At 42.0% G+C, this 19,603-nt stretch carries 21 protein-coding genes; 1 reads left to right on the top strand and 20 read right to left on the bottom strand.

All coding sequences use genetic code 11. The annotated features are described in order from the left end of the window. Positions 1-51 precede the first annotated feature (51 nt). The 14 genes from ACRQ5D_RS17845 to ACRQ5D_RS17910 all read right to left on the bottom strand — a co-directional run bounded on the left by ACRQ5D_RS17845 (position 52) and on the right by ACRQ5D_RS17910 (position 14,228). Positions 52-2,643 carry a GDSL-type esterase/lipase family protein gene (locus ACRQ5D_RS17845; RefSeq protein WP_432326110.1) on the bottom strand — a complete coding sequence of 864 codons (2,592 nt, stop codon included), beginning with the start codon at positions 2,641-2,643 and terminating at the stop codon, positions 52-54. Further along, the gene (locus tag ACRQ5D_RS17850) at positions 2,643-3,257 is read right to left on the bottom strand and encodes a hypothetical protein (protein WP_091163220.1); all 615 of its coding nucleotides are present in this window, start codon (positions 3,255-3,257) and stop codon (positions 2,643-2,645) included. Before ACRQ5D_RS17850 ends, ACRQ5D_RS17845 begins: the two co-directional genes overlap by 1 nt. A 207-nt stretch (positions 3,258-3,464) precedes the next feature. Beyond that, a complete protein-coding gene (locus tag ACRQ5D_RS17855) occupies positions 3,465-4,688 on the bottom strand; it encodes a hypothetical protein (RefSeq protein ID WP_432326112.1) in 1,224 nt (407 codons plus the stop codon). A gap of 61 nt (positions 4,689-4,749) precedes the next feature. Next, complete coding sequence (locus ACRQ5D_RS17860; RefSeq protein WP_432326114.1) at positions 4,750-4,932, bottom strand: hypothetical protein; 183 nt, start codon at positions 4,930-4,932, stop codon at positions 4,750-4,752. Positions 4,933-5,019: 87 nt separating this feature from the next. After that, positions 5,020-5,607, bottom strand: coding sequence for a hypothetical protein (locus ACRQ5D_RS17865; protein WP_091163223.1), 588 nt, complete (start codon positions 5,605-5,607; stop codon positions 5,020-5,022). A gap of 107 nt (positions 5,608-5,714) precedes the next feature. Beyond that, the gene (locus ACRQ5D_RS17870; protein ID WP_091163224.1) at positions 5,715-6,203 is read right to left on the bottom strand and encodes a hypothetical protein; all 489 of its coding nucleotides are present in this window, start codon (positions 6,201-6,203) and stop codon (positions 5,715-5,717) included. Between the two features lie 98 nt (positions 6,204-6,301). After that, complete coding sequence (locus ACRQ5D_RS17875) at positions 6,302-6,925, bottom strand: hypothetical protein (RefSeq protein ID WP_091163225.1); 624 nt, start codon at positions 6,923-6,925, stop codon at positions 6,302-6,304. 113 nt (positions 6,926-7,038) lie between these two features. Beyond that, positions 7,039-7,281 carry a hypothetical protein gene (locus ACRQ5D_RS17880; protein WP_432326116.1) on the bottom strand — a complete coding sequence of 81 codons (243 nt, stop codon included), beginning with the start codon at positions 7,279-7,281 and terminating at the stop codon, positions 7,039-7,041. Beyond that, the gene (locus ACRQ5D_RS17885; RefSeq protein ID WP_432326118.1) at positions 7,269-8,240 is read right to left on the bottom strand and encodes a head maturation protease, ClpP-related; all 972 of its coding nucleotides are present in this window, start codon (positions 8,238-8,240) and stop codon (positions 7,269-7,271) included. Before ACRQ5D_RS17885 ends, ACRQ5D_RS17880 begins: the two co-directional genes overlap by 13 nt. A 321-nt stretch (positions 8,241-8,561) precedes the next feature. Beyond that, on the bottom strand, positions 8,562-8,801 hold the full coding sequence (locus ACRQ5D_RS17890; RefSeq protein WP_091163227.1) for a hypothetical protein: 240 nt from the start codon (positions 8,799-8,801) through the stop codon (positions 8,562-8,564). A 140-nt stretch (positions 8,802-8,941) separates the two neighbouring features. Continuing rightward, the gene (locus ACRQ5D_RS17895; RefSeq protein WP_432326120.1) at positions 8,942-9,469 is read right to left on the bottom strand and encodes a hypothetical protein; all 528 of its coding nucleotides are present in this window, start codon (positions 9,467-9,469) and stop codon (positions 8,942-8,944) included. Continuing rightward, positions 9,382-11,112, bottom strand: coding sequence for a hypothetical protein (locus tag ACRQ5D_RS17900; protein ID WP_432326121.1), 1,731 nt, complete (start codon positions 11,110-11,112; stop codon positions 9,382-9,384). The genes ACRQ5D_RS17895 and ACRQ5D_RS17900 overlap by 88 nt, the downstream gene beginning before the upstream one ends. Before the next feature lie 397 nt (positions 11,113-11,509). After that, on the bottom strand, positions 11,510-11,887 hold the full coding sequence (locus ACRQ5D_RS17905; protein WP_431200116.1) for a hypothetical protein: 378 nt from the start codon (positions 11,885-11,887) through the stop codon (positions 11,510-11,512). Positions 11,888-12,179: 292 nt separating this feature from the next. Beyond that, positions 12,180-14,228 (bottom strand): hypothetical protein, encoded by a 2,049-nt coding sequence (locus tag ACRQ5D_RS17910; protein ID WP_091163230.1) that lies wholly within the window; start codon positions 14,226-14,228, stop codon positions 12,180-12,182. A gap of 106 nt (positions 14,229-14,334) precedes the next feature. On the opposite strand from ACRQ5D_RS17910, the gene ACRQ5D_RS17915 reads away from it, so the two are divergent. Next, positions 14,335-14,784, top strand: a complete 450-nt coding sequence (locus tag ACRQ5D_RS17915) for a hypothetical protein (RefSeq protein WP_091163231.1) — start codon at positions 14,335-14,337, stop codon at positions 14,782-14,784. Positions 14,785-14,789: 5 nt separating this feature from the next. Here ACRQ5D_RS17915 and ACRQ5D_RS17920 read toward each other — a convergent pair whose 3' ends face one another. From ACRQ5D_RS17920 to ACRQ5D_RS17945, 6 genes are all read right to left on the bottom strand, one after another. Next, on the bottom strand, positions 14,790-16,277 hold the full coding sequence (locus ACRQ5D_RS17920; RefSeq protein WP_432326124.1) for a hypothetical protein: 1,488 nt from the start codon (positions 16,275-16,277) through the stop codon (positions 14,790-14,792). A gap of 101 nt (positions 16,278-16,378) precedes the next feature. Next, positions 16,379-16,894: a hypothetical protein gene (locus tag ACRQ5D_RS17925; protein WP_432326125.1), complete on the bottom strand. Its 516-nt coding sequence runs from the start codon at positions 16,892-16,894 to the stop codon at positions 16,379-16,381. A gap of 23 nt (positions 16,895-16,917) precedes the next feature. Beyond that, positions 16,918-17,358, bottom strand: a complete 441-nt coding sequence (locus ACRQ5D_RS17930) for a hypothetical protein (RefSeq protein ID WP_091163233.1) — start codon at positions 17,356-17,358, stop codon at positions 16,918-16,920. 212 nt (positions 17,359-17,570) lie between these two features. Continuing rightward, entirely contained in the window at positions 17,571-18,290 is a 720-nt protein-coding gene (locus ACRQ5D_RS17935) for a hypothetical protein (RefSeq protein ID WP_091163234.1), read from the bottom strand. Between the two features lie 44 nt (positions 18,291-18,334). Continuing rightward, positions 18,335-18,643, bottom strand: coding sequence for a hypothetical protein (locus ACRQ5D_RS17940; RefSeq protein ID WP_432326127.1), 309 nt, complete (start codon positions 18,641-18,643; stop codon positions 18,335-18,337). Then, a complete protein-coding gene (locus ACRQ5D_RS17945) occupies positions 18,568-19,593 on the bottom strand; it encodes a phage terminase large subunit (RefSeq protein ID WP_432326129.1) in 1,026 nt (341 codons plus the stop codon). The genes ACRQ5D_RS17940 and ACRQ5D_RS17945 overlap by 76 nt, the downstream gene beginning before the upstream one ends. Positions 19,594-19,603: the final 10 nt, after the last annotated feature.

The raw sequence follows: 19,603 nt of genomic DNA on the forward strand, positions 1-19,603 counted from the left end.
TGATTCGCCATGAGAGTAGCTTATAAAGCGCATTGCGGGAAACTATACCCATTAAACTAACGTAACCTGCTTCCACGCTTGCCAAGAACCATATCCAACCCTTACAAACTCATTCGTTACAGAATCATAAGAGGATAGTGTTTGTTTAACGGTACCAATACTCGATCTATGAGTTATCACCATTCCATTAATCGGCCACCCATCAGAGGATAAAACAAAATCGGTACATATCCCCGTCGGAAACGCAGATGGCGATTTAGAAAGTGTTATCCCTCCTGGAGTACCGTCATAAACGAGTGCAGTTGGAACCGGGGATAAAATGTAAAAAGACTGCCAGCCCGATATTGACCATCCTACACGAACGTATAACTTACCGTTGTTAGTTCCATCGAACGAGGCTAATTCTTGCCTATACATATCATTACTAAGATGATGAGTTATAAGAAATCCGCTAATAGGCCACCCGTTAGACGATTCAACATATTCGTATGTAATACCCTTACGATACGCAGATGGTAACGCAGAAAATAAACGTCCTGATTGCCCGGCATCAACAACATCAGGGGCTCTAAAATATTCAGGGAACAAAACATCAAATGTCTTATTAGCAATTGCTACATAAAGCGGGTCTTGCGGGTGAACTAATTCGTTTGGTAGTGATATGTTTATGGCTGTTAGGTAATCCTGCCCATGCACACTATCTTGAAAAGTACCGTATATGTCTTGAAAAATACATTGGTACTTTCGCGCCAATGCTCTTAGACCGTTATTAACAAGCTCATTAAAAATCTGCCCTTGATGTCCATTAACATCGTCTGTCGTCGGATTTTGCGATTGAAGAATAATAGCTAAATGCTGATAATCAAACCCCGTTGTACTCCTGATGGTAGACAGTCCAGTATCCAAACGCCCTAAAAAAGCAATAGCATTAGCTTCGGGAGTACCTCCAACCCACGAATCATTTATTCCCCAACGTAAAATGTATACGTCAGGATTTTGGGCTAAATCTGCCGGTAAAGCAGTCGATAGCCAGTAGGCAGTACTTTGCCCTCCTACACCGCTGTTAATATATGTAACGTTATCTATGTGATTATTTAAAGTAATTTGATTAAGAAGTATATCCGGGTGATAAGTATTTGAGCTTGCACCAGTTCCCGCGGTTGTGCTATCTCCTGAAAGAATTACCTTAACAGCTGTTTTAGCTAATAGCTTTTTGTGAAATGAAGATAAATACTCCTCACCGAATACTCTTTGGTATTTATCAGCATAGCTATTTATTTGCTGTTTTAGATAGGTGGTTTGTTTTAAAATTTTAACGTCGCCCTCTATAGTTACCCCCTTTGTATTATCAAAAGCAGTAACCGAGAAATCGCCATTGTCAAATATTCTCTTATTGGCAGCTAAAGCATTTGCAACCGCCGCCGTATCATCCGTCACACCATCCCCAACAGCTCCATAATCAACCCTGAAAGATTTAATCTGCCCGGATGGTTCAGACGAGCCGCCCCCGCCACTACCAGAAGGCGCATTAATCCAATGCAAATCACCATCAGTATTGCTGTTTTTTGCCAGGATCTGCCCACTTGCCCCTCCCGAAGGAATCTTAAATAAACCGGTAATTTGCGCTTGCAGCTTCCCTAAAGCCTGCAAAATGCTATCGATTGCTGATATTGCCGAGGCACTCCCGAATCCGATACCTGTAAGTACAGCGTTTAAAACCCTCGATACCGTGAAATATTTGTTTGTCGCGCCTTCGGGTACAGCATCGGTAGTACCGGGCGACGCGACAATTTGGATGTATGCCGATCCGCCCCACCTGTATTCATTGTTGGTATCGGTAGTAATATAGATTTTTCCGGTTTCTCCGATCGCCGGCAGGGATGCATAATTGGCAATCTCCAGTACATCATCAACATAGCCGGGGAGTTGGGCTGCCGAAATCTTTCCGCTGCCATCTAAACCCGCATAGCCGTTGGGGGTGTTTTTGTTCGCAGTTTCTTCAAATTGTACGCCCGAAACTATCAATGAAATTCCGCTGCCCCAGATACCGGCGGTCTTGGGGCCGAAAAAATAATAAGAGGAGGTGTTGATATAAAAATCACCGTCGGTACCCAGGCTGTTTGCCGGATTGGTTAGCCCGTTTAATATGGTTTTGCCGTTTGTACCATTGGTACCATCCGTTCCGCTTGCCCCTTGTGGTCCCTGCGGACCTGTTTGCATAGAGAATACCTGGTTCCATGCTCCGGCGGTCTTTTTGTAAAATATACCGCTTACGGTGTTTATAAATGTATCGTCATTATTACCGGTTGACGTACTGGGGCTGGTTGTGCCATATAGCACGGTGGTATCGCCGCTGCTTCCGGTGGCTATGGTGTAAACAATTGTCCAAACACCTGCTATTTTTTGCGCAAAGGAGCCTGCTGCAGTGTTTATAAATACGTCCCCGTTTTTACCGCTTGTGTTTTGCGGAAGCACCGGGCCGAAGGTTAGGTTAGCTCCGGCGTTTAGCCCTGAATTGATAAATTGAAGCAGGGTGGCAAAATCGAATTGATAATCGGCATTGTTGCTGATCAGGATTGATCTGTCTTCGGTATTTATAGTTTCTGCTATCGGGAGCTCGCTTATTTTTTTATCGTTCGCCATCAGTTTAAAAATTCGGTTATTGGTAAATTGTAATTGTTAATTGTGCCCGGATAGTTGAAATCATTTTTGTCGATACCACGGATCCGCGGACCGGACTGGCGGCTGCTTTTATTCTTTTCGTTGTAGCGCCAAAGCGGAAAGTTTTCCTGGTTATCTCTTAAAAATTTTTCTATATCATTGGTATAAGCATTGGCTATACTGCGCTGCTGCTGCACCAGTTTTACAATCTCGGGCGATGAAAGGGCATCGCCGTTATCGTGGCGTTTAATAACTGGTCCAGTTGCAGTGTAGTATATAGCGTCGTTTTCAATAAAGCGGGCAAAGGTGAAATAAACCAGGGCGGGAGCGAGGCCTTCGTATAATACGATGCGGCCATACTCGTCAAGATATTCGCTGCCGTTTAACAGATCTTTATAAGCCTGCGGCGCATCATCTTTTATAGTGCCGTCATCATTGCAATAGGTTATTAGCTGGTAGTACAAAGCATATCCTAAAAATGGTTTTAGGTCGAGCTCCTGGGCCTTTTTGATAAATACTTTGAGCCGTTCGGGTTTAATGTTTACGTTAATATCTTCATATTGTTGAAATATGGTTTGATTAATTAAATAGATCATGGCATGGCCTCCTAACTCCTGTTAAGGGATTTGAAAATGTTATTTACGATTGTGTTGATTGACCTGGAAGTCGAAAGTCTTAAGTCTAAGGCCTTGAGTCAGTATTTCTTTATACTTAGAACTTACAATTAAAGACTTATGACTTAAATCACGGACACATAGCTTCAGCTTCTGCTTGTTTAAAACCATAAGCGTATATCAAAGCGGCTATTTTGCTTTTTGAGGAATGGCCGATTGCAGGAGCCCGTTGATGGCGTTTCCGGCCTTGATACCCGGGCTATCATCGGCTGCTATCGCTGTTACGGGTACGATGTTCCAGTTATTACCGGGATTTATATTTCTGTAAAAACGATTGAAAATTTCAGCTAAAGTTTCTGACAGGTCAAGCCTGTCGGCCGCGGTATTGTCATTGAACTCAAGAATAGCCTGCTTCTTTTCGCTGCCGTTGCTTAACCCTGATGATTTTTCGGCGTTAATCAATTCTTTTGGCACCGAAAAGCCTTTAATGATGCGGGCTTCGACAGATCGTTCCGTCGTTTCAAACAGCTTATCGTTATTCTGAATAGGGTAGGCTTTGAATTCCGGTTTTGAGTTTTCATCTTCATATTCAATTACGATGATCTTTTGCGCGCTTTTCGCACCCTGAAATGCGCCGAGGTCTTTTTCAAGCTGCGATGGGATATTGGCCGCTGAGTACTCATCGGCATCAGGCCTGGTGTTTTCGGCCTCCTCGCGGCGCGACTGCATAAAAAGCATGGTTGATGGCAGAAACCCGGTGGTTACCTCCCTGTTGTTGAAAATCTTGATCCCGGCCTCGGTTTCAAAATCCTCCCATACCGAATCTGCTTCAATTAACGGGTAATCATCAACTTCCGGATTAAAATAAAACAACTGTCCTTTGTAATGTTCCCATCCGCCGGCCCGGGATACCTGTTCCCGGATCACCTGCGGATCAGGATTATACCTGTCTAAAAAAGTGATCTTGCTGCGCATGATGTTTTTCCAGGTTTTGCGGCCCCAATCCGAGTATAGCGCGTATTTATCGGCTGTTTCCGGGGCATCAGTATCACCCATGCGGATATCTTCGAACTTCACATAGCTTACTGATACAATCTTAAAATCAGCATTGTAATTTAGGTGAATGCCGAAACCAGTGAAAAGTGCTTTGTCGGTAGCCAATGCCTTTAATAGTTTGGCAAGGGTCAAGCCTTTAGAGTTAATTACCTGTTTGCCGAGGTCCCTTTGTTCAAACCCGTTACCGGCAATGAATTTTGTTCGTTTGTTCCAGCAGTCTTTTGCTGTAGGTGATCCGGCTACCAACTCGAGCATGCGCTGCGGATAAGCATTATCCAGGTCATAATTAAGAATACCATAGGTTTGGTTTGGCCTTACCAGTATTCGCCGTTCAATTTGCGGAAGGTAGGTTTTCATTTTGAACCTCCTTTGTTTGAATCTTTATTAGCCATTGATTTGCGCCTATTCTTAGATTGGATTATAACTCCCCTTCAGGGTGACGGGGAGCAAACAGCGCTTCTATATGTGGATATCGTTGTAAGTACCATTCTGCTTCTTCATCGCTCAGGTTTTCATTGCAATGTATTGCTGCCGAACCAGGTGCAAATTGATGAAAGCCGGGTTTAAGCATGTATTTCTTTGTTATTGCGTCATCAGTCATTTGGTCATTAGTTTTAGGTTATAGAAAAAGGATCTTTTAATGGTCATTAGCCATTATACAATGACTAATGACCTCATGACACAATGATTATGCTGTAACCAGCGCCTCGATAGCTGATAAAGTGCTGGCATAAGTGGCGTTACCAGTGCCGGGAGCAATAGATACCGCGCGGGGAGGGTAGGGCTCTTTCATTTTATCAGGATTGGTAAGCTTCAGTTTGTAACCACCGTCAAGTGATTCATCTGCGGCATTACGTTCGGCATCGGTTAGGATCAATCCGTTTACCGCGCCAAAAAGTTCAATAGCCGAATCGCTTGATTTATAGTTATTAACCGCTATGGCGCGTACGCGGCCATATCCCATGGCCATAAGCTGGCCTTTGATATCAACAGATAAACCTGCTATGTTGAAATCTATCTCTTCGGTATAACGCGGGCCTACCTGTGTTTTTGTTTGTTTAGAAGTAGTATTGAAACTGTTATTTGTTCCTTCAAATTTGTAAACTTTGGCATTGCTCACAGCGGTTAATCCTTTAACAATAAGCGGGTTGCTGGTGTCGTAAGTGAGCACAATATCATCCGCATTAAAGATATAGATCACATCCTCAATACCCGAGGTAATAGGTTCATCCGTACCCAGGCTAAAACCTGCGTTTATTTTATTATAAATTGACATGTTATTATTGGTTGATTAAGTTAATGGTTGATTAAGTTGATTGGGTTAGTTAAGGATAGGGTAAAGAGTCAATAACCACTCACCTAACCAACCCAATCAACAATTCACTAAGCAGAGAGGTAGAACAGTTCGTTGGCAAATTTGAAATTTACGGCCGCTTTCATACGGGCTTTCATGCGTACCACGTTATCGTTGGTGTAAGGCTTCAGGTAAACGGTTGATAGCTCAGAAGCATCACCTAACAGGTCGACACCAAGGAACAGGTTTGACGACCTTGCACCTAAAATGGTATTAGCCTGCCAGTGGTTCATGATCTGGAGCGGAATACCCAGGTAGTCCATCTTTTTCATATCGGTAAAAGCGTTGATAACGTTTAATGCCTTGTTTGCCTGCGCCTGGGCATACGCATAACCCACATGTAAAGGAATCTGTAAGTTAAAATCTTCCTGTATCCTATCGGCAGGGTCAAGCTGGGCGTAAACGCTGCCCAGCACCTGCAATACATTGCTTACGTTAATGTAGTTTACTATAGCCGCGGTAGCTGTGCCGCTAAAAGTTGCGGGCTTACGGCTGTTAACTTCGTTGTAGTTACGCACCAGCTTAAACGAGGTGGCGCTCGCTACCTGAATAAAGTAAGATTGGCCCTGAACAGCTATGCCTGGCGCGCCATTGGTAGTATCCTTGCTGGTGCCGGTTACCGCGGTGATTGTAACAACATCGCCATCAGCGAGAGGGTTGAGGTATCGGCCACGGTTACAATGCCGTTTGCATCAATTGCGGTAGCTGCCAATGAGGTGGCGGGTTTGCTTAACCCTACTTTGTAAACGCCTGAAGCCGCAGCTATTGATAGGAGCAGGCCGGGGAAGTCGGCTGTAAAGGCAGCTTCCTTAGTGGCGCTTTTGCCAAGCCAGTACAAGCGTTCGTTAGCAATCTGGATTTTTGTTAAATAACGCTGTACCATAAAGTCCGACAGGTCAACCACACCTTCGTAATCCATAAAGGCACCTGGTTTAAGCGACTGGGCTTCCCAGCTTTGCGCAAGTTTATCCCATTGCTCCTGTTTCATGAATTCGTAAACCACAGGGTCAAGATAGCTTTCCGTTTGGTGGGCGGTTGTGCCCTGATCGGTAAAGATGCCCGATGGGTTTTGCAATACAACGTCGTCATCAACATCAAGGATCACCTTGCGGGCTTTTACGTCGTTGATTACTGTGAGCAGGCCACGCTTAACCGAATCAGCTTCCAGTAATGTGCTTGCCATAAATCCTGCCAGCGCTTCGCCGGCGTAGGTGTTGTTTGTAAATGTAAATTGAGCCATAAAGTTTAGCTCCCCGGCCCCCTAAAGGGGGAGCTTTTGATTGTTTTAACGTATAGGGATAGTGAGAAAGAGTTAATTAGATATGATAAGGTTTAGATGGTATGTTGATTTGTTTAGGAAGCGATAGCTTTTTTTACAGCGTTTTTCGCGATTTCGGTTTGTGGGGCAAAGAATGGAGCAGGCTCTGAATGGGTTTTATTGCTGCGCTTTGAACTTTCAGGTATAAAGGTTGATTTGATTTCGTTCTTTACTTCAGTACGTGTTTTTTGCAGGCGGTTGTTGGCTTCCTCAAGCGCGCTACGAGCTTCTGTCAACAGTGCGTTTTGTGCATGCAGGCGGGCTTTTAACTGCTGCATACGGTTTTGTACATCAGCAGTTTTTTTGTCGATTTAAATTTACTTTCCGGCAGGTTGTCGTCTTCATCCTCTGCTTCCGGTGCTGTTTCAGGGTCAGCAGGTGTTACCGTTTGAATCTTTCCGTGTTTAACGTCCAGTTGTTTGCCATCGGCGCAGGTATAAGTATCGCTTATGGCGGGCGTAGTCATGTCTTCGTCCTGGTAAACTTCGGCACCTTCTTCAATTTGGTCTGCGTGGTGCAGCGTTCCCTTATCGGTGATGGTTTGCTTGTTTACCACTTTTTTGAAAAAATTCATGATCTTGTTTAATACCGACGTGGTTTTCTCAATGAGTTCTTTGTTTTCGATGTTCATGCTGTTGTTATTTATGTTTAAGAGTTTGTTGATGCATCGCTGGTAAACTGCTGGGGCAGCGTTTGTATAGTTTTTAATAAGCGCGCTGTTAGTGATCTCTGTTTGATAATCTTCTATTTGATCGATAAAGCCGAGATCAAGGGCCTGATCGGCAGTCATCCAGGTGACGGAGTTGATCAAGCTGTTTACGGTAACTCCGTCTAACCCGGATTTGTCCATGTAGATCTGTGCCAGGCGCTCCTGAACTACATTTAACATTTGTACATCTTTTAAGAGTTCATCGGCGTTGCCGCCTGTGCCAACCATAGGTTTGTGAATCATAAGCAATGCGTATTTGCTCATGATCACTTTTCTGCCGCCCATTGCAACAACTGAAGCTGCCGAGGCAGCCAGCGCGTCGATATAGGTAGTAATTTTACCGGGATACTTTTTAAGCAGATCATAAATAGCGATGGCATCAAATGCACTGCCGCCTACCGAACTGATGTGTACTTCAACGTCATCGCCCGCTGCCGCCTCAAGTTGGGTTTGTATGTAAACTGATGATAAATTACCCGAACCAATGCAGTCGGTTTCGGTATCGTATAAATAAATTTTGTAGCTCATATTGGTATTGTTTTTGTCTGAAAGTCGGGAAGTCAGAAAGTCCTGAAGATGGACTGGGGATTGTTAATTAGCTTGTAATAGCGGCCGTTTTTTTACGTCTTATAATGCCGGCTGGCATGTATCAAAGGTCGTTGTTATTTTTTGTTTGGATGGTGACAGTGTTTTGTCAGTTGTTTATCTGACCCCGAATTTTTTGAATGAATTGAATTTGCTTCGGCTGATTCTGGCTATGGGCTATTTTTTGTTTAGCTGATTGATATAACAAATGTCGATACAAATTTCTTTTAATCTGGTGACAGTGTTTTGTCAGTGGAAGAATTTTTAAGCTGCTTTTTCAGAAAAACAGTTGAGTGCACGCCAAATAGTGCGTTCGTCCTTATTAAACTTGATTTCTGCCTCAAGCACAGCCTGATTTTTATTAATACCACGGGTTTGCTGCTGGGCGTTCACCCATAAATAAATTTCGCGGTACACAAATACTTTAGTGGTTATAAAGCCTGCTTTATACATGGCCGAGAAAATGCCTTCATCAAACAGGGTGTTTGCGATTTGAATATCCATAGAGGTTAGCGGTTAGCGGTTAGCGGTTAGAGGTTAGCGGTTAGCGGTTAGCGGTTAGAGGTTAGAGGTTAGAGGTTAGAGGTTAGAGGTTAGAGGTTAGAGGTTAGAGGTATGTTAATTATGACAATTGGCATAGTTTGCTACAAATTTACCCTGTTTATAGTTTGAGCCAGAATATTTTGCTGGTTGTTAATATCCTTAACATCCACATAAACAGGAGGGAAGTTATTGATCATTTGGTAAGCGAGGGTATTGGCCAGGTCCTTCACATCATTGACTGGTTGATTATAATAACGGTTAGCGTTGCCTCCGTCGGTAAATATACCTCCTATGGCATAACCGCGGCCTGGATTGGGTATCGAAAAGTCACGACCACCATGCGCCACGTTAATTGCACTTACCAAATTGCGGGCCCAGGGATTACGCATTGCTTCAGACACAACAATAGCTTCACCCGAACGGAGGTATGCGTTTGTATTATCGGTACGGCTATAACCGGGCAATAATGCCCCCCGACCGTCGGACTGATAGTGTAAGCCGCCTTTAGCATATTGAGGTGGTTTTTGAGCTACAATAGTGGCTACTTGTATAGCTGTAGAGGCGATGATGCCCGGTATAACAAAGGGAGCAAGTATACCCGTTTGTGACGTTGCTTTGGTAATGGCCAATGCACCGTTAATAACGGCTTGTAATATCGATGCTTTCTGTTCTGCCTTAAAGGCCTTGACTTTTTCTGCAGCTTCCTTTTTTGATACTTATCTTCAATCGCTTTTTTCTGGGTGTTTGTCAGGTTTTTATTGCTTAGTTCGGCTGATTTGTCTTTTTCCAACCCTCTTATCCTGGCGCCGCTTTGAGTTTTAATGTTGTTTTGAATGATAGAAAAAGCTTTATCGGCCACTTGTTGTGCGCTTTGCAATGCAAACTCTTTACGTTGTTGCTCGTATTGCTGAGTTAACGCTGTAATATCCTTTTGCTTTTGATCTTCTAATTCTTTAATCTTGTCGACGTTGCCGGCGGCCAGTTTAATCTCGTAACTATATTTATCATCAATGAGTTGTTTTTCAGCTTCTAATTTCTGACCGGGCAGCAGGGCTTTATCAACCTTTTTCTCATCCTTTGCCACAGTGTCCTCGTGTTGATTAGCATCTATTACGGCCTGCATTTGCTTTTTTGCTTCATCAAAATCATTTTTATTAAAAAACTGAATTTTATCACCAATACCAAGATGGAATTTTTGTTGAAGCTGCTCACTTTTTTTGTCGTAATCTTCCTGGCTGATCAGCTTTCTACTCAGCGCATCATTCAACGCGGCGAGTTCAATGTCGTAGTGTTGCTTATCAAGCTCAATTTGTTTGGCAAATGTAATTGCCCTGGCTTGCAATAATTGGGCGGCGCGGGAGGTATCTATTTTCTGTTTCTTTTTTTGTGGGGCTGTGTCAGTGTCAAAATTATCCCAAAAACTCATGTCCATTTCTTTCGCTATATCAGCAGCTTGTTTTTGAAATCCGGCTGCTATTGCTTCCAACTTCTTTTGCTCGTTTTGGGCATCTTTTACTGCTTGAGCCCGCCGATTTTCGGCTTGCTTTTTCTTTTCTCTATCGGCTGTTTCACTTGTGTTTGGTATACCTCTTGACCCTTCGCCAGCGGCACCCGGATTTCTGTTTAGTACGTCCATCACTTTGTCCCAAAATGTAAGAGAATCATCGTCTGACTTTAATTTGGCTTGCTCTGCTTCATAAGCTTTTTTTGCAGCATCCTGAAGTGCTAACTGGGCTGCAGCTTTGTATAAGGTCATTTTTATATAGGCGGGCCCATCTTTTGTTAACTTGTTCTCAACTTCGGCCAATGATGATGCCTTGCCCATTGTTTTTCCCAGCGTTTCATTATATTGATTCAATACATCTTTTTTCTTAAGAAAACCATTTCGGGCTAAATCGACATTTATTTTTAACTCATCTAATTGCTGGATAGCTTTTGAATAGTCGCTACTGCTGAAAGCTTTATTTAGTGCATTTAATTTAAGTGTAGCGTCATTAATAGCATCTTTTCCTTGTATGAGAGATGCAACCCATTCCATTATTTCCGGGCCATAAATAGTTAATATAGTTAGACCAGCGCTTAATATATTGGTGAATGTAAGAAAGCCTGCCCTTACGCCTTCAATGATATTTTTCCATATAGAAAATGTGGATGAAAGTGTTGATAAAGTTTCCTTGAATGCATTGCCAGATTTTGCAGCTGCCTCATTTTGTTCATTCAATTTTTTAATTGAGTCTGTTAATTTGTTAAGGTCTTTATCTAAGGCATGCACATTGTCTGAGACATTTTTTATCGGTTTACCAAGGTTACTTATGCTGTTCTTTAAATTGATAAACGCCTGGTTGTATTTTTCGATCTGCTGAATGGAATTATTCATGTCCGAAAATATCGGGTCATCATTGGATGAATTTGTCATTTTGATTATTAGTTTTAATTATGTTTAGGTAAAAAAGTAGCCGCTAATATTAAACAAAAAAGTCTTTTTTAATTTGATGGCTTAATGCTTAAAATTCCATTTGGCATAATTTAAAGATTGATTTAATTCAGAATGATTAGAAGAATCTGCGGTTATAGCGAACTGTCCGAGCTATGGCTTAGGATATTAGGATGCGGAACTGATTATCAACAAAGTTGTGTGCAGCCTTAACTAAATAATCAGGCGATATTTATTACTGTAGCTTTTTAGTTATTTTAGTAATGCTTTCTATTTTGAAATCAAGTTTAGGGTTTGAGAAAGCATAATCCTTATCATCCCCATTACTTGTAAACTCAATATCCCCCGTTTTATTTTTCTCAAATGATCCGGTTATTAATACTCTATCACCTTTTAACAAATCTTTTAGCTTATCTTTTATGATGGTATTGTCTGGTAGTACCCTGGCAGATAATACTATATTACTCAAATCTGGGTATTTTTGGTCGTCATCTAAGTAAATCTTTGGCGTAACAAGTAAAGTTGCCTCGATATAATCAACGGGGTAACTTTTTAATTCAATTTGATAAAGAGTAGCCTGCCATTGCACAGCTTTCGCATGCAAAGTATCCACAATCAATTTAGCTACCTGAGCATGTTGTTTATCATATATTTCATTTTTTTATCGCATTTTCTTCTCCGGAATAGAGAGAATCAGCTACATGAAATTTATTTATTAACGTTAATTCCTCAGTCGGTCGGTCATCTACTATTTTAACAGGAGGAGTGCAACTTGCTATAATTAATAATAACAACAGAAGGTTATATGATTTCATCAAAGTGATAATTTAGATTTTACTAATATTATTGGTAAATATAACGTTTACACTTTGGGTTGCAAATAATATTTGAAAAATAAAAAAATGTTAACCAAGCTTTACTAATTCTACTTTTGTCGGCTGTCCTTTACGCCAGCTATCGATTTTGTTGATATAATAATAACAGCTGTCCTGCTCCAGATAAACCGGAATAAGCAAATCAAGTTCCATGATATCGCGCGGGGTTAATAAAAAATAGCGCACTACCTTTTTGGTTTGGGTTAGTATCTTTTGCAGTTGCGGATAATAGTTTGTTCTTAAACCTGGCTGCTTTGCGCCGTTAACTCCCGGTTTATCGCTAAAGCAAAGGTTAAATTCACCATCGGGTTTATAAAAATAAGGCACCGATACTACGTCATTTACCTCAACAGTCTTTTCGCCGTCGGTAAATTTTACCGTAGGATAATCTTTAAGATTGAGCAGGTTTAACTTTTGATCAATCAATATTCTTGGTGATGTGCTGATGCTGAAATCGTTGGTATCGCTATCAGGATCGAGCTTTTTAATTTGCGCTATAGTTCCACCGGTAAATGCCCGGTTAAGGGTAGGGGCAAACTGGCTTTCGAACAGGTCGGCACTTGCCGGCAGGGTCTTATCTTTAACTATAATTTCAGAATCGGCCAGTTTTTTGGGTAATACGTTATCGTCATCCTTGTATTTCATGTAATTAACCTGTGCATATCCGCCGAGTTGAAAACTTATGGTTTTACCCTGATCAATACACTTGCTTGTCCAGTTTTTTGCGATTGGAATATTGGAAACAATATCTGCAAATGAATTAAAGGACACGGTGTGGGTACTGTTATCTGTTTGGCATACAATGCCGAAACGTTGCAGCGTATCCTTCAATAAATCTTTCTGACTTATATCCGGAAAAATGCGTTCGCATTGTACCTGCTGGCCATATAAAACCGGTTTCTGATCAACATCGAACCTAAACACAGCGCCTTTATGAATAAATACGGTGGTGTTATAACGGTGCAGGTGGTAAGTGATGAAAATCGAATATCCTTTATTAAGCTCGAAATCGTATGTGAGCTTTAAATTCTTAACCGGTTCTGTGCGCTCACGGGTATTAGGCGGATAAGCCTTATCTGTAAAGTTGATGGTTTGCTTTGCCACTTCGCTTGAATGGCCGTTTGCATCACGATAGTTTATGATGAGTTCAAAATACCCGTTATCGCCGGTATTGGCCACGCCATGCATGTCTAAGTCGAGAATGAGGCTTGCTGTGCCGTTAACCCGCTCTGTTGCGTGGTATTCCTGAAATCCAATTGGTAAAGTTCTGTCCGTATTATCATTGGCATGCATACCTAACTGCCCGCCATCAATTACAAGTTCGTTATTTGTAACGTACAACATCGATGCTGATTTACTCAAACCTTCAACTGAGTTCTGAAAATCGGTACCATGTTCAAACTCGTCATTGGCAAACTGACAAATAAGTTTAGGGTATAACTCATTTTTAAGCAAGGAGCCTGTTGCTTTATAACCTGTGTTTTTGATCATTAGTTCGATTGCAGTTTTAATGAAAAAACCTGGCCGCATGGTATACACATCCAAAGGTTTATCAAAATCAACCTCATTTATTGATCCATAATCAACAACAGGCCATATCCAACCCTCTTCCTTTTTTTGTGATGCAACAATGGTTTCCAAATTCCAGGGATGGTCAAAAGCCTGCCACGGCAGGTTTTTACCCAAATTGGATGTGGTGCTGCTGCTATCGCCCATGTCATAGATTTTTCCCTCCAACGCGTCAAAAAAATCAACATTGCCACTTAATATGGTGATGTTGGCCGTATCCTGTTCAATGCTGTTAAGCACAGCTAACCCATAAGGGATGATTTCAAGCCCATCCTGTATAATTTTAGCCTGATAATTATCATAGGGCAGGTTTGTAGTAAAAGCTACCTGATCCGGAAAACCCAGAATTTGACGGTTACGTTGCGTTAGCGGGATCTTAAACTGGTTGCTGGTATTGCCCTGCTGGTTTTTAACTTCGGCCAGGTTATTGATCTGGAAGGTAAGCGCAATAGGGCTGTCATCAGTTAAATCAACCAGTTGGTCATTAATATAAAGTTGTATCTGATTCATGAAATTAGCAAATGTTAGTTGTTGACCGTTGTTTAAAACAATTGGTTTATTATCAATAATTTATTTAAGTTTATGATCCCGACCAATTAACCTGAAACAGCATTCAATGCATGTAAAGTATCTTTTGATAATTGCCATATTGGTATGTTGCCTGGTATCATGCAAAAAAGATGATAAGGCTGCTAACCCTGTAGTTACTATTACAGGTAAATGGTACCTGAAAAAATATCATACCCGCAGTTATAAAAACAATGTGCTGTTGAGAGATACTGCCCGTACAGATTACTCGGCTGCTGATTTTGAAATTTTTAATAATGATGGTTCAGGTTATACGTCAAACCGCACTCCGTCGGGCGAAACGGCGCTTATTAAATATCAATACACTTTGAAGGATAAAGTATTAACCATAAGTAAAACAACACCAGCATTTTATGAAGGCACTTATACCGTTAATACACTTAGCGAAAAGGCACTTGAAGTAAGTTATGAAAGTAGTATAACTGTTGATGGTGATTATTACTATGGGATTGATAACATTAGTTTTACGAAAGAATAAGTCCGTTACTGGGTTTGAATATTTATGGACGGCATGTTGAATGTTATGCTAAACGGGGCCTGCCCGTTGCGGGTTTCATATTCGCTGTAGGTAGCGGTATTTATCACAATGGTTTGCCACCTGACGGGATTTTTATTTACCAGCATCTGTACCTTTGGCGAATATTTAATTGACTGCAGCCCGCGGATATCATTTACAGAAAGATCTTCGGCCATAACCTTCATTTTTTGCCCTGCACTTTTGCTGATCACTTCTTCAATTCCTTCCTGGGTTTGCCAGTTTTGTACAAAGTTTTTAATGATAACAGCATTTTGAACATCCAGGCTTATTTCCTGGTTAAATACAAAACGATAGTAATTCCAGGAACCACTAAGCCCGATCCATCTCAGGTATACTGAATTATCATCAACAGCATCATCTATCCGTACAGTTTGTGCTTTGGTTAACGAATGCGAACCATTTTCATCATCATACCTGATCTGGATATTAAAGTAATAGGCCACGGCCTGGAAGTTTGCATTAACCATAAGCCGGTGCAAGCCGGCTGGACCTGTTAACGGCATGATAAAAGATGTTTGGTTACCGATGCTAAACTTGCTGCCATCTTCATTCAGGATCCACGAATCATCCTCATTTTGCAAATAATCGGGTTGTGAACCACCGGGTAGCGGGTTCCGGTTAATATCAAGCAAAGTAAGCAGGCAATAGGGTTGGAGGCCGGCCATCTCATCGGTGCAGATGAACCCAATATCAAATGGGTATCCGGCCGAATATGCAGACTCTTTAAAGTCCGTTATCCATTGTGCGGGTGAGTTGATATTGGGAACATAAGCAGCAAGATTGCCGCCATACTTATCTCCGAGTTGTTTGGCCGCATAAACCACATAGTACGGATACTGAATTTGACTGAAGCTGCTTGTAAATCCTTCGTTTGAGCCATCATCATAATGCTGGGCGTACTCAACCGTATAAGCGGCACAGAGATTGGTATCGCGATGATCAACCTGGTTATAATCGTTGCTGTCGGCCGGGCGTAGCAAGCTCTGTAAAAAGTTTGACAGGTCTGCTTTTACTAAGCCGGTATTATCCGGCCGGTTTACTGATTTTATGGTGGATAGGTTATTGGTAAGCGGATCGGTATAGGTAATGCGGGTATGCAGCTCATAATACGGGTACATGCTGTTGATATTAATAAAACCGGTAGTGTCACCGTTTATAAAGGGAGTATCAATCACTATGCTATTGGTGCCTGTTACTTTTTCAATGGTATAAACTCCTTTATAAGCGTTCGACTTCAGATAGATTTTATCCCCTTCCTTAACTTTAACCAACCCTGTATTGGTGTCTTTAAAATTGGCGTTAACACTGATGCAGGCATGTCCTTTTTCGCTGTCGGCTGTTATGCTTTTAATCGTGAAATCTTTTCTTTGATAGGTAAACACGATAGGATTGAACGCCGCGCTCCAGCGTGATACATATCCATCGGGGAGCATTACCGAAGGATCACCGGTTAACAGATTGGTGGATGTTGAAATACTAACCTCCGCGGTGTCTGTACAGCCTAAGGGGTTACTGTCTTTTACAAGTATGTGTTTTAACCCCCGCTTTGGTTTGTAAAAACAGGAGACGCCTGCCAGTTTGCACCCAGATCGATACTATACAATATGGATGCAAAACTTGAGGTCGCGTTAACTGTAATCTGAGCGTCGGCAGCTCCCGGGGCCGACTCGATCTTATTGATAGCTATATAATTTATCTTCAGATCACAAACAGAGGGATTGGGGGAAGGATTGTCACCGGCTTTGACAGCAATTATGCTGAACGATATATAGTTGCTCCGGATCATATCGCCCTGGGGACTATATTCGTAATCCCTGATGATACCTGAATAAAGTGGGAATGATTGCCCGGCTACAATAACGTTGAAGGTGCTTGTATACCCGTTTTCGTTACGCTGATAGGTGACTTCGCAGTTATTGCCATTGGTGGGCTGCCCGGTATCAGCATCAATAATGCTGATGAATACATCGCCCTGATCAATTTGCCCCCCGTTTTGGTCGGGGTAGGTTGTTGAGCTGATGGTTTCATTAATAGTGGCTGTTATATTCATTTTTTATTAGTTAGAATGAGGGTTTAAAAAACATCAAAATACATGGCCGATAAAGTTATGGTTAAACCAATACCGGTGGTGTTAACATCAAACTTGTTATAAACCGGCACACATTTGGCTTTTTGCCCTGCTTTGACCCTGAAGTACCGGCCTTCGCCTTCCCTGTATTTTGAGGCTTTTACCACAAATTGACTGGCCATTTGCAGCGCTTGCGATACGTAGGTTTCATTTTCGGCCGTGAACTGTCCAAAATCTGTTTTGAACAGAAACTCCATATAAACGGTAAACATATTATCAACCGAGCCATTGACCTGCGGACTTACCTCAATAGGCTGAAGGGGGTAAAGAAATACGTAGGGAAAGCTGATATCATCTGCAAGGGTATTCAGTTCGGCCTGGGTGCCATAGGCAAATGCCGGGTTGCCATTAAGTGTTTGTACAATAGCTTCTATTTGGTTACGCATAATAATTCAGGCCCCGATCCCTGGGTTGGGGTGGTTTGGTATTTAATAGCCTTGCAGGGATAAGGCGCTTTAAGTTGTAGTTTGAGATAGCTCGCTATATCGTTTTTGATATTCAGCTTCGGTTTTGTTAAGCAGCAGTTTGGTAAGCAAGCGCTCATATGGCATACTCATGATCAAGTCCCATTTGGTAATATCGCCGCCTGCTAATGAGTTTACAGTGTTGATATATTTAAATTTTTCGAAGGACTGGATTCCTGCCCTTTTTTCCAATACGGTAGGAGCCGATGCCAAAAGCTTATTCTCGGCATCGATAAGCTGGGATAACAGGTAAAAAAATGCTTTGAGATGGGCAGTGCCTCCGTTACCCGTAGCTTTTTAACTTCGTCCATAAAGCTTTCTACCTCATATTCGTTATATTTTTTACCTGTTGCCCGGCAATAGAAGTATTGCGCCAATATCTGGCAGCAAGCGTTTAATGAAGGATTAAAATGTTCCTGCCAATCATCTTCGCCATGGGTTTTTATATGGGTATTTATTTCTTCGGCTATGATATCGCGGGCTGCCATAAATGCGCCGGCAGGCTCAACCGAAAGGTTTTGCATTACTTTTACCTTTGTTTTTTGGGGTGGTGCCCCGCTGCCCCCTGATAGCATAAAAATTACCTCTTTGGGGATCTCGTTACTGTTGTACAGGTATTTAATCTGGTGGGATAAAGAAAGCACGGCATCGCCAAACTGGTGCAGATCATCATAGTTTTTGATGTTATGAAGCTCAGTAACCGGTATGCCCGAAAGTATGCTGATGGCCTCCAAATCTGTTATATTGGGCCGGGCTTGCAAATCCATTAGTTGGCCGAGGGTTACTTCATTTAATTGCGTTGGTATCCGGACCCGCAACTTGCCCTGGGTTGTTTTTAATATTTGTTCTGTCATATCTATTAAGCCTGTGTCGGTTTTGTAGTTTTTATTATGGATGTTTAGATCAGCCCGTGTAATACCCCTACCTGTTGAATGCTTTGCCTGTGCGGCAGGCGCGATTGAAGTTTTCCGGTGCCGTTTATTTTTAATTTATTAAGGGCGATATACCTTAAGGGGTCTATCAAATGGTTCCATGAGTCAACCGGTTCATTGATGGTTTTGCCTGTTACATCTACGCGCCATTTATAACGGTTAAGCTCGTTGCGCAGGTTTGTACTATTGCGGGTTATATTTATTTTGTAGCGTTTAAGGATATCAATAGAGTTTTTAACACTATCGGCACCTTTTTTGCAGCTGTAACGCGCCACCCCAGGCGTTTTAATTCTTCTATTGATTTGGGTTCTGCACTATCTGCAATAATTTCGCAGTTAAAACCTACACCGGCCTCTTTTAATTTTGAGGAAATATCTGTGTTGGTGAGGCCTGTTTTGTAGAGTAACTCGTTTACCCACAATTCGCCGTTTTGCTGGTATACTTCAATGCATCCGGTTTCATCATTGGTAAAACCAAAATCTAAGCCCAGGGCTATCAAACGGGCATCGGCCGGGATAGATTCGCAGATATACCAGTTGTCAAATATAAGCCCGTTTATTTTGCCGGTTAAACCACGGGCGTATACTTTCCATAGTTCAATATCAACAGTTTTTAACGCTTCTATTTTGTCACGTACTTCCTGACCTAAAAACGGGTTATGCCGATGGTCGGACACTATAAGTTGTACCCCCGGTTTACCAATTAAGTGCTCATGTACCCAAAAGCCGGTATTGGGGTTATAGTCAATAAAAATGCGCTTTTTGGTACGCAGGGCCAATTCTGTATATACATCCCATGTAAGGCCATTGGCTTCGTTGATAAACAGGTAGTCGCGCTTTCCGGATTTTGCGTCCTGTCCGTTGTCGTAGCTTTTAAACTCAATTATGCTACCGTTGAGAAACTCGAAAATACGGTCGCTTTTATTATAGCTTTTAATTTTTGCCTGTAATACCGGCGAAGAGCTGTATATATTTAGAGCATCGCGCAGGGCGCCTGCTTTAAGGTTAGGGATATCCTGTCCAACTATGGTGATCACCTGTTTGGGGTTTTCGCAGGCAAGGCAAAACAGCGCCTGCTCAATGGCAAATGTTTTACCGCTGCTGGTACCTCCCTGGTTAATTACCACATGCGCGGTTGAAAGATAATTTTGTTTGAACAGGACAGAGCAGTGAAAACCTTCCGGCTCTTTAAATGTAATGTCGGTGATTACTTCTTCATCGGTCATTGTTACTGAT

The organism is Mucilaginibacter sp. P25, assembly GCF_050859465.1.
Lineage (GTDB): Bacteria > Bacteroidota > Bacteroidia > Sphingobacteriales > Sphingobacteriaceae > Mucilaginibacter > Mucilaginibacter gossypii.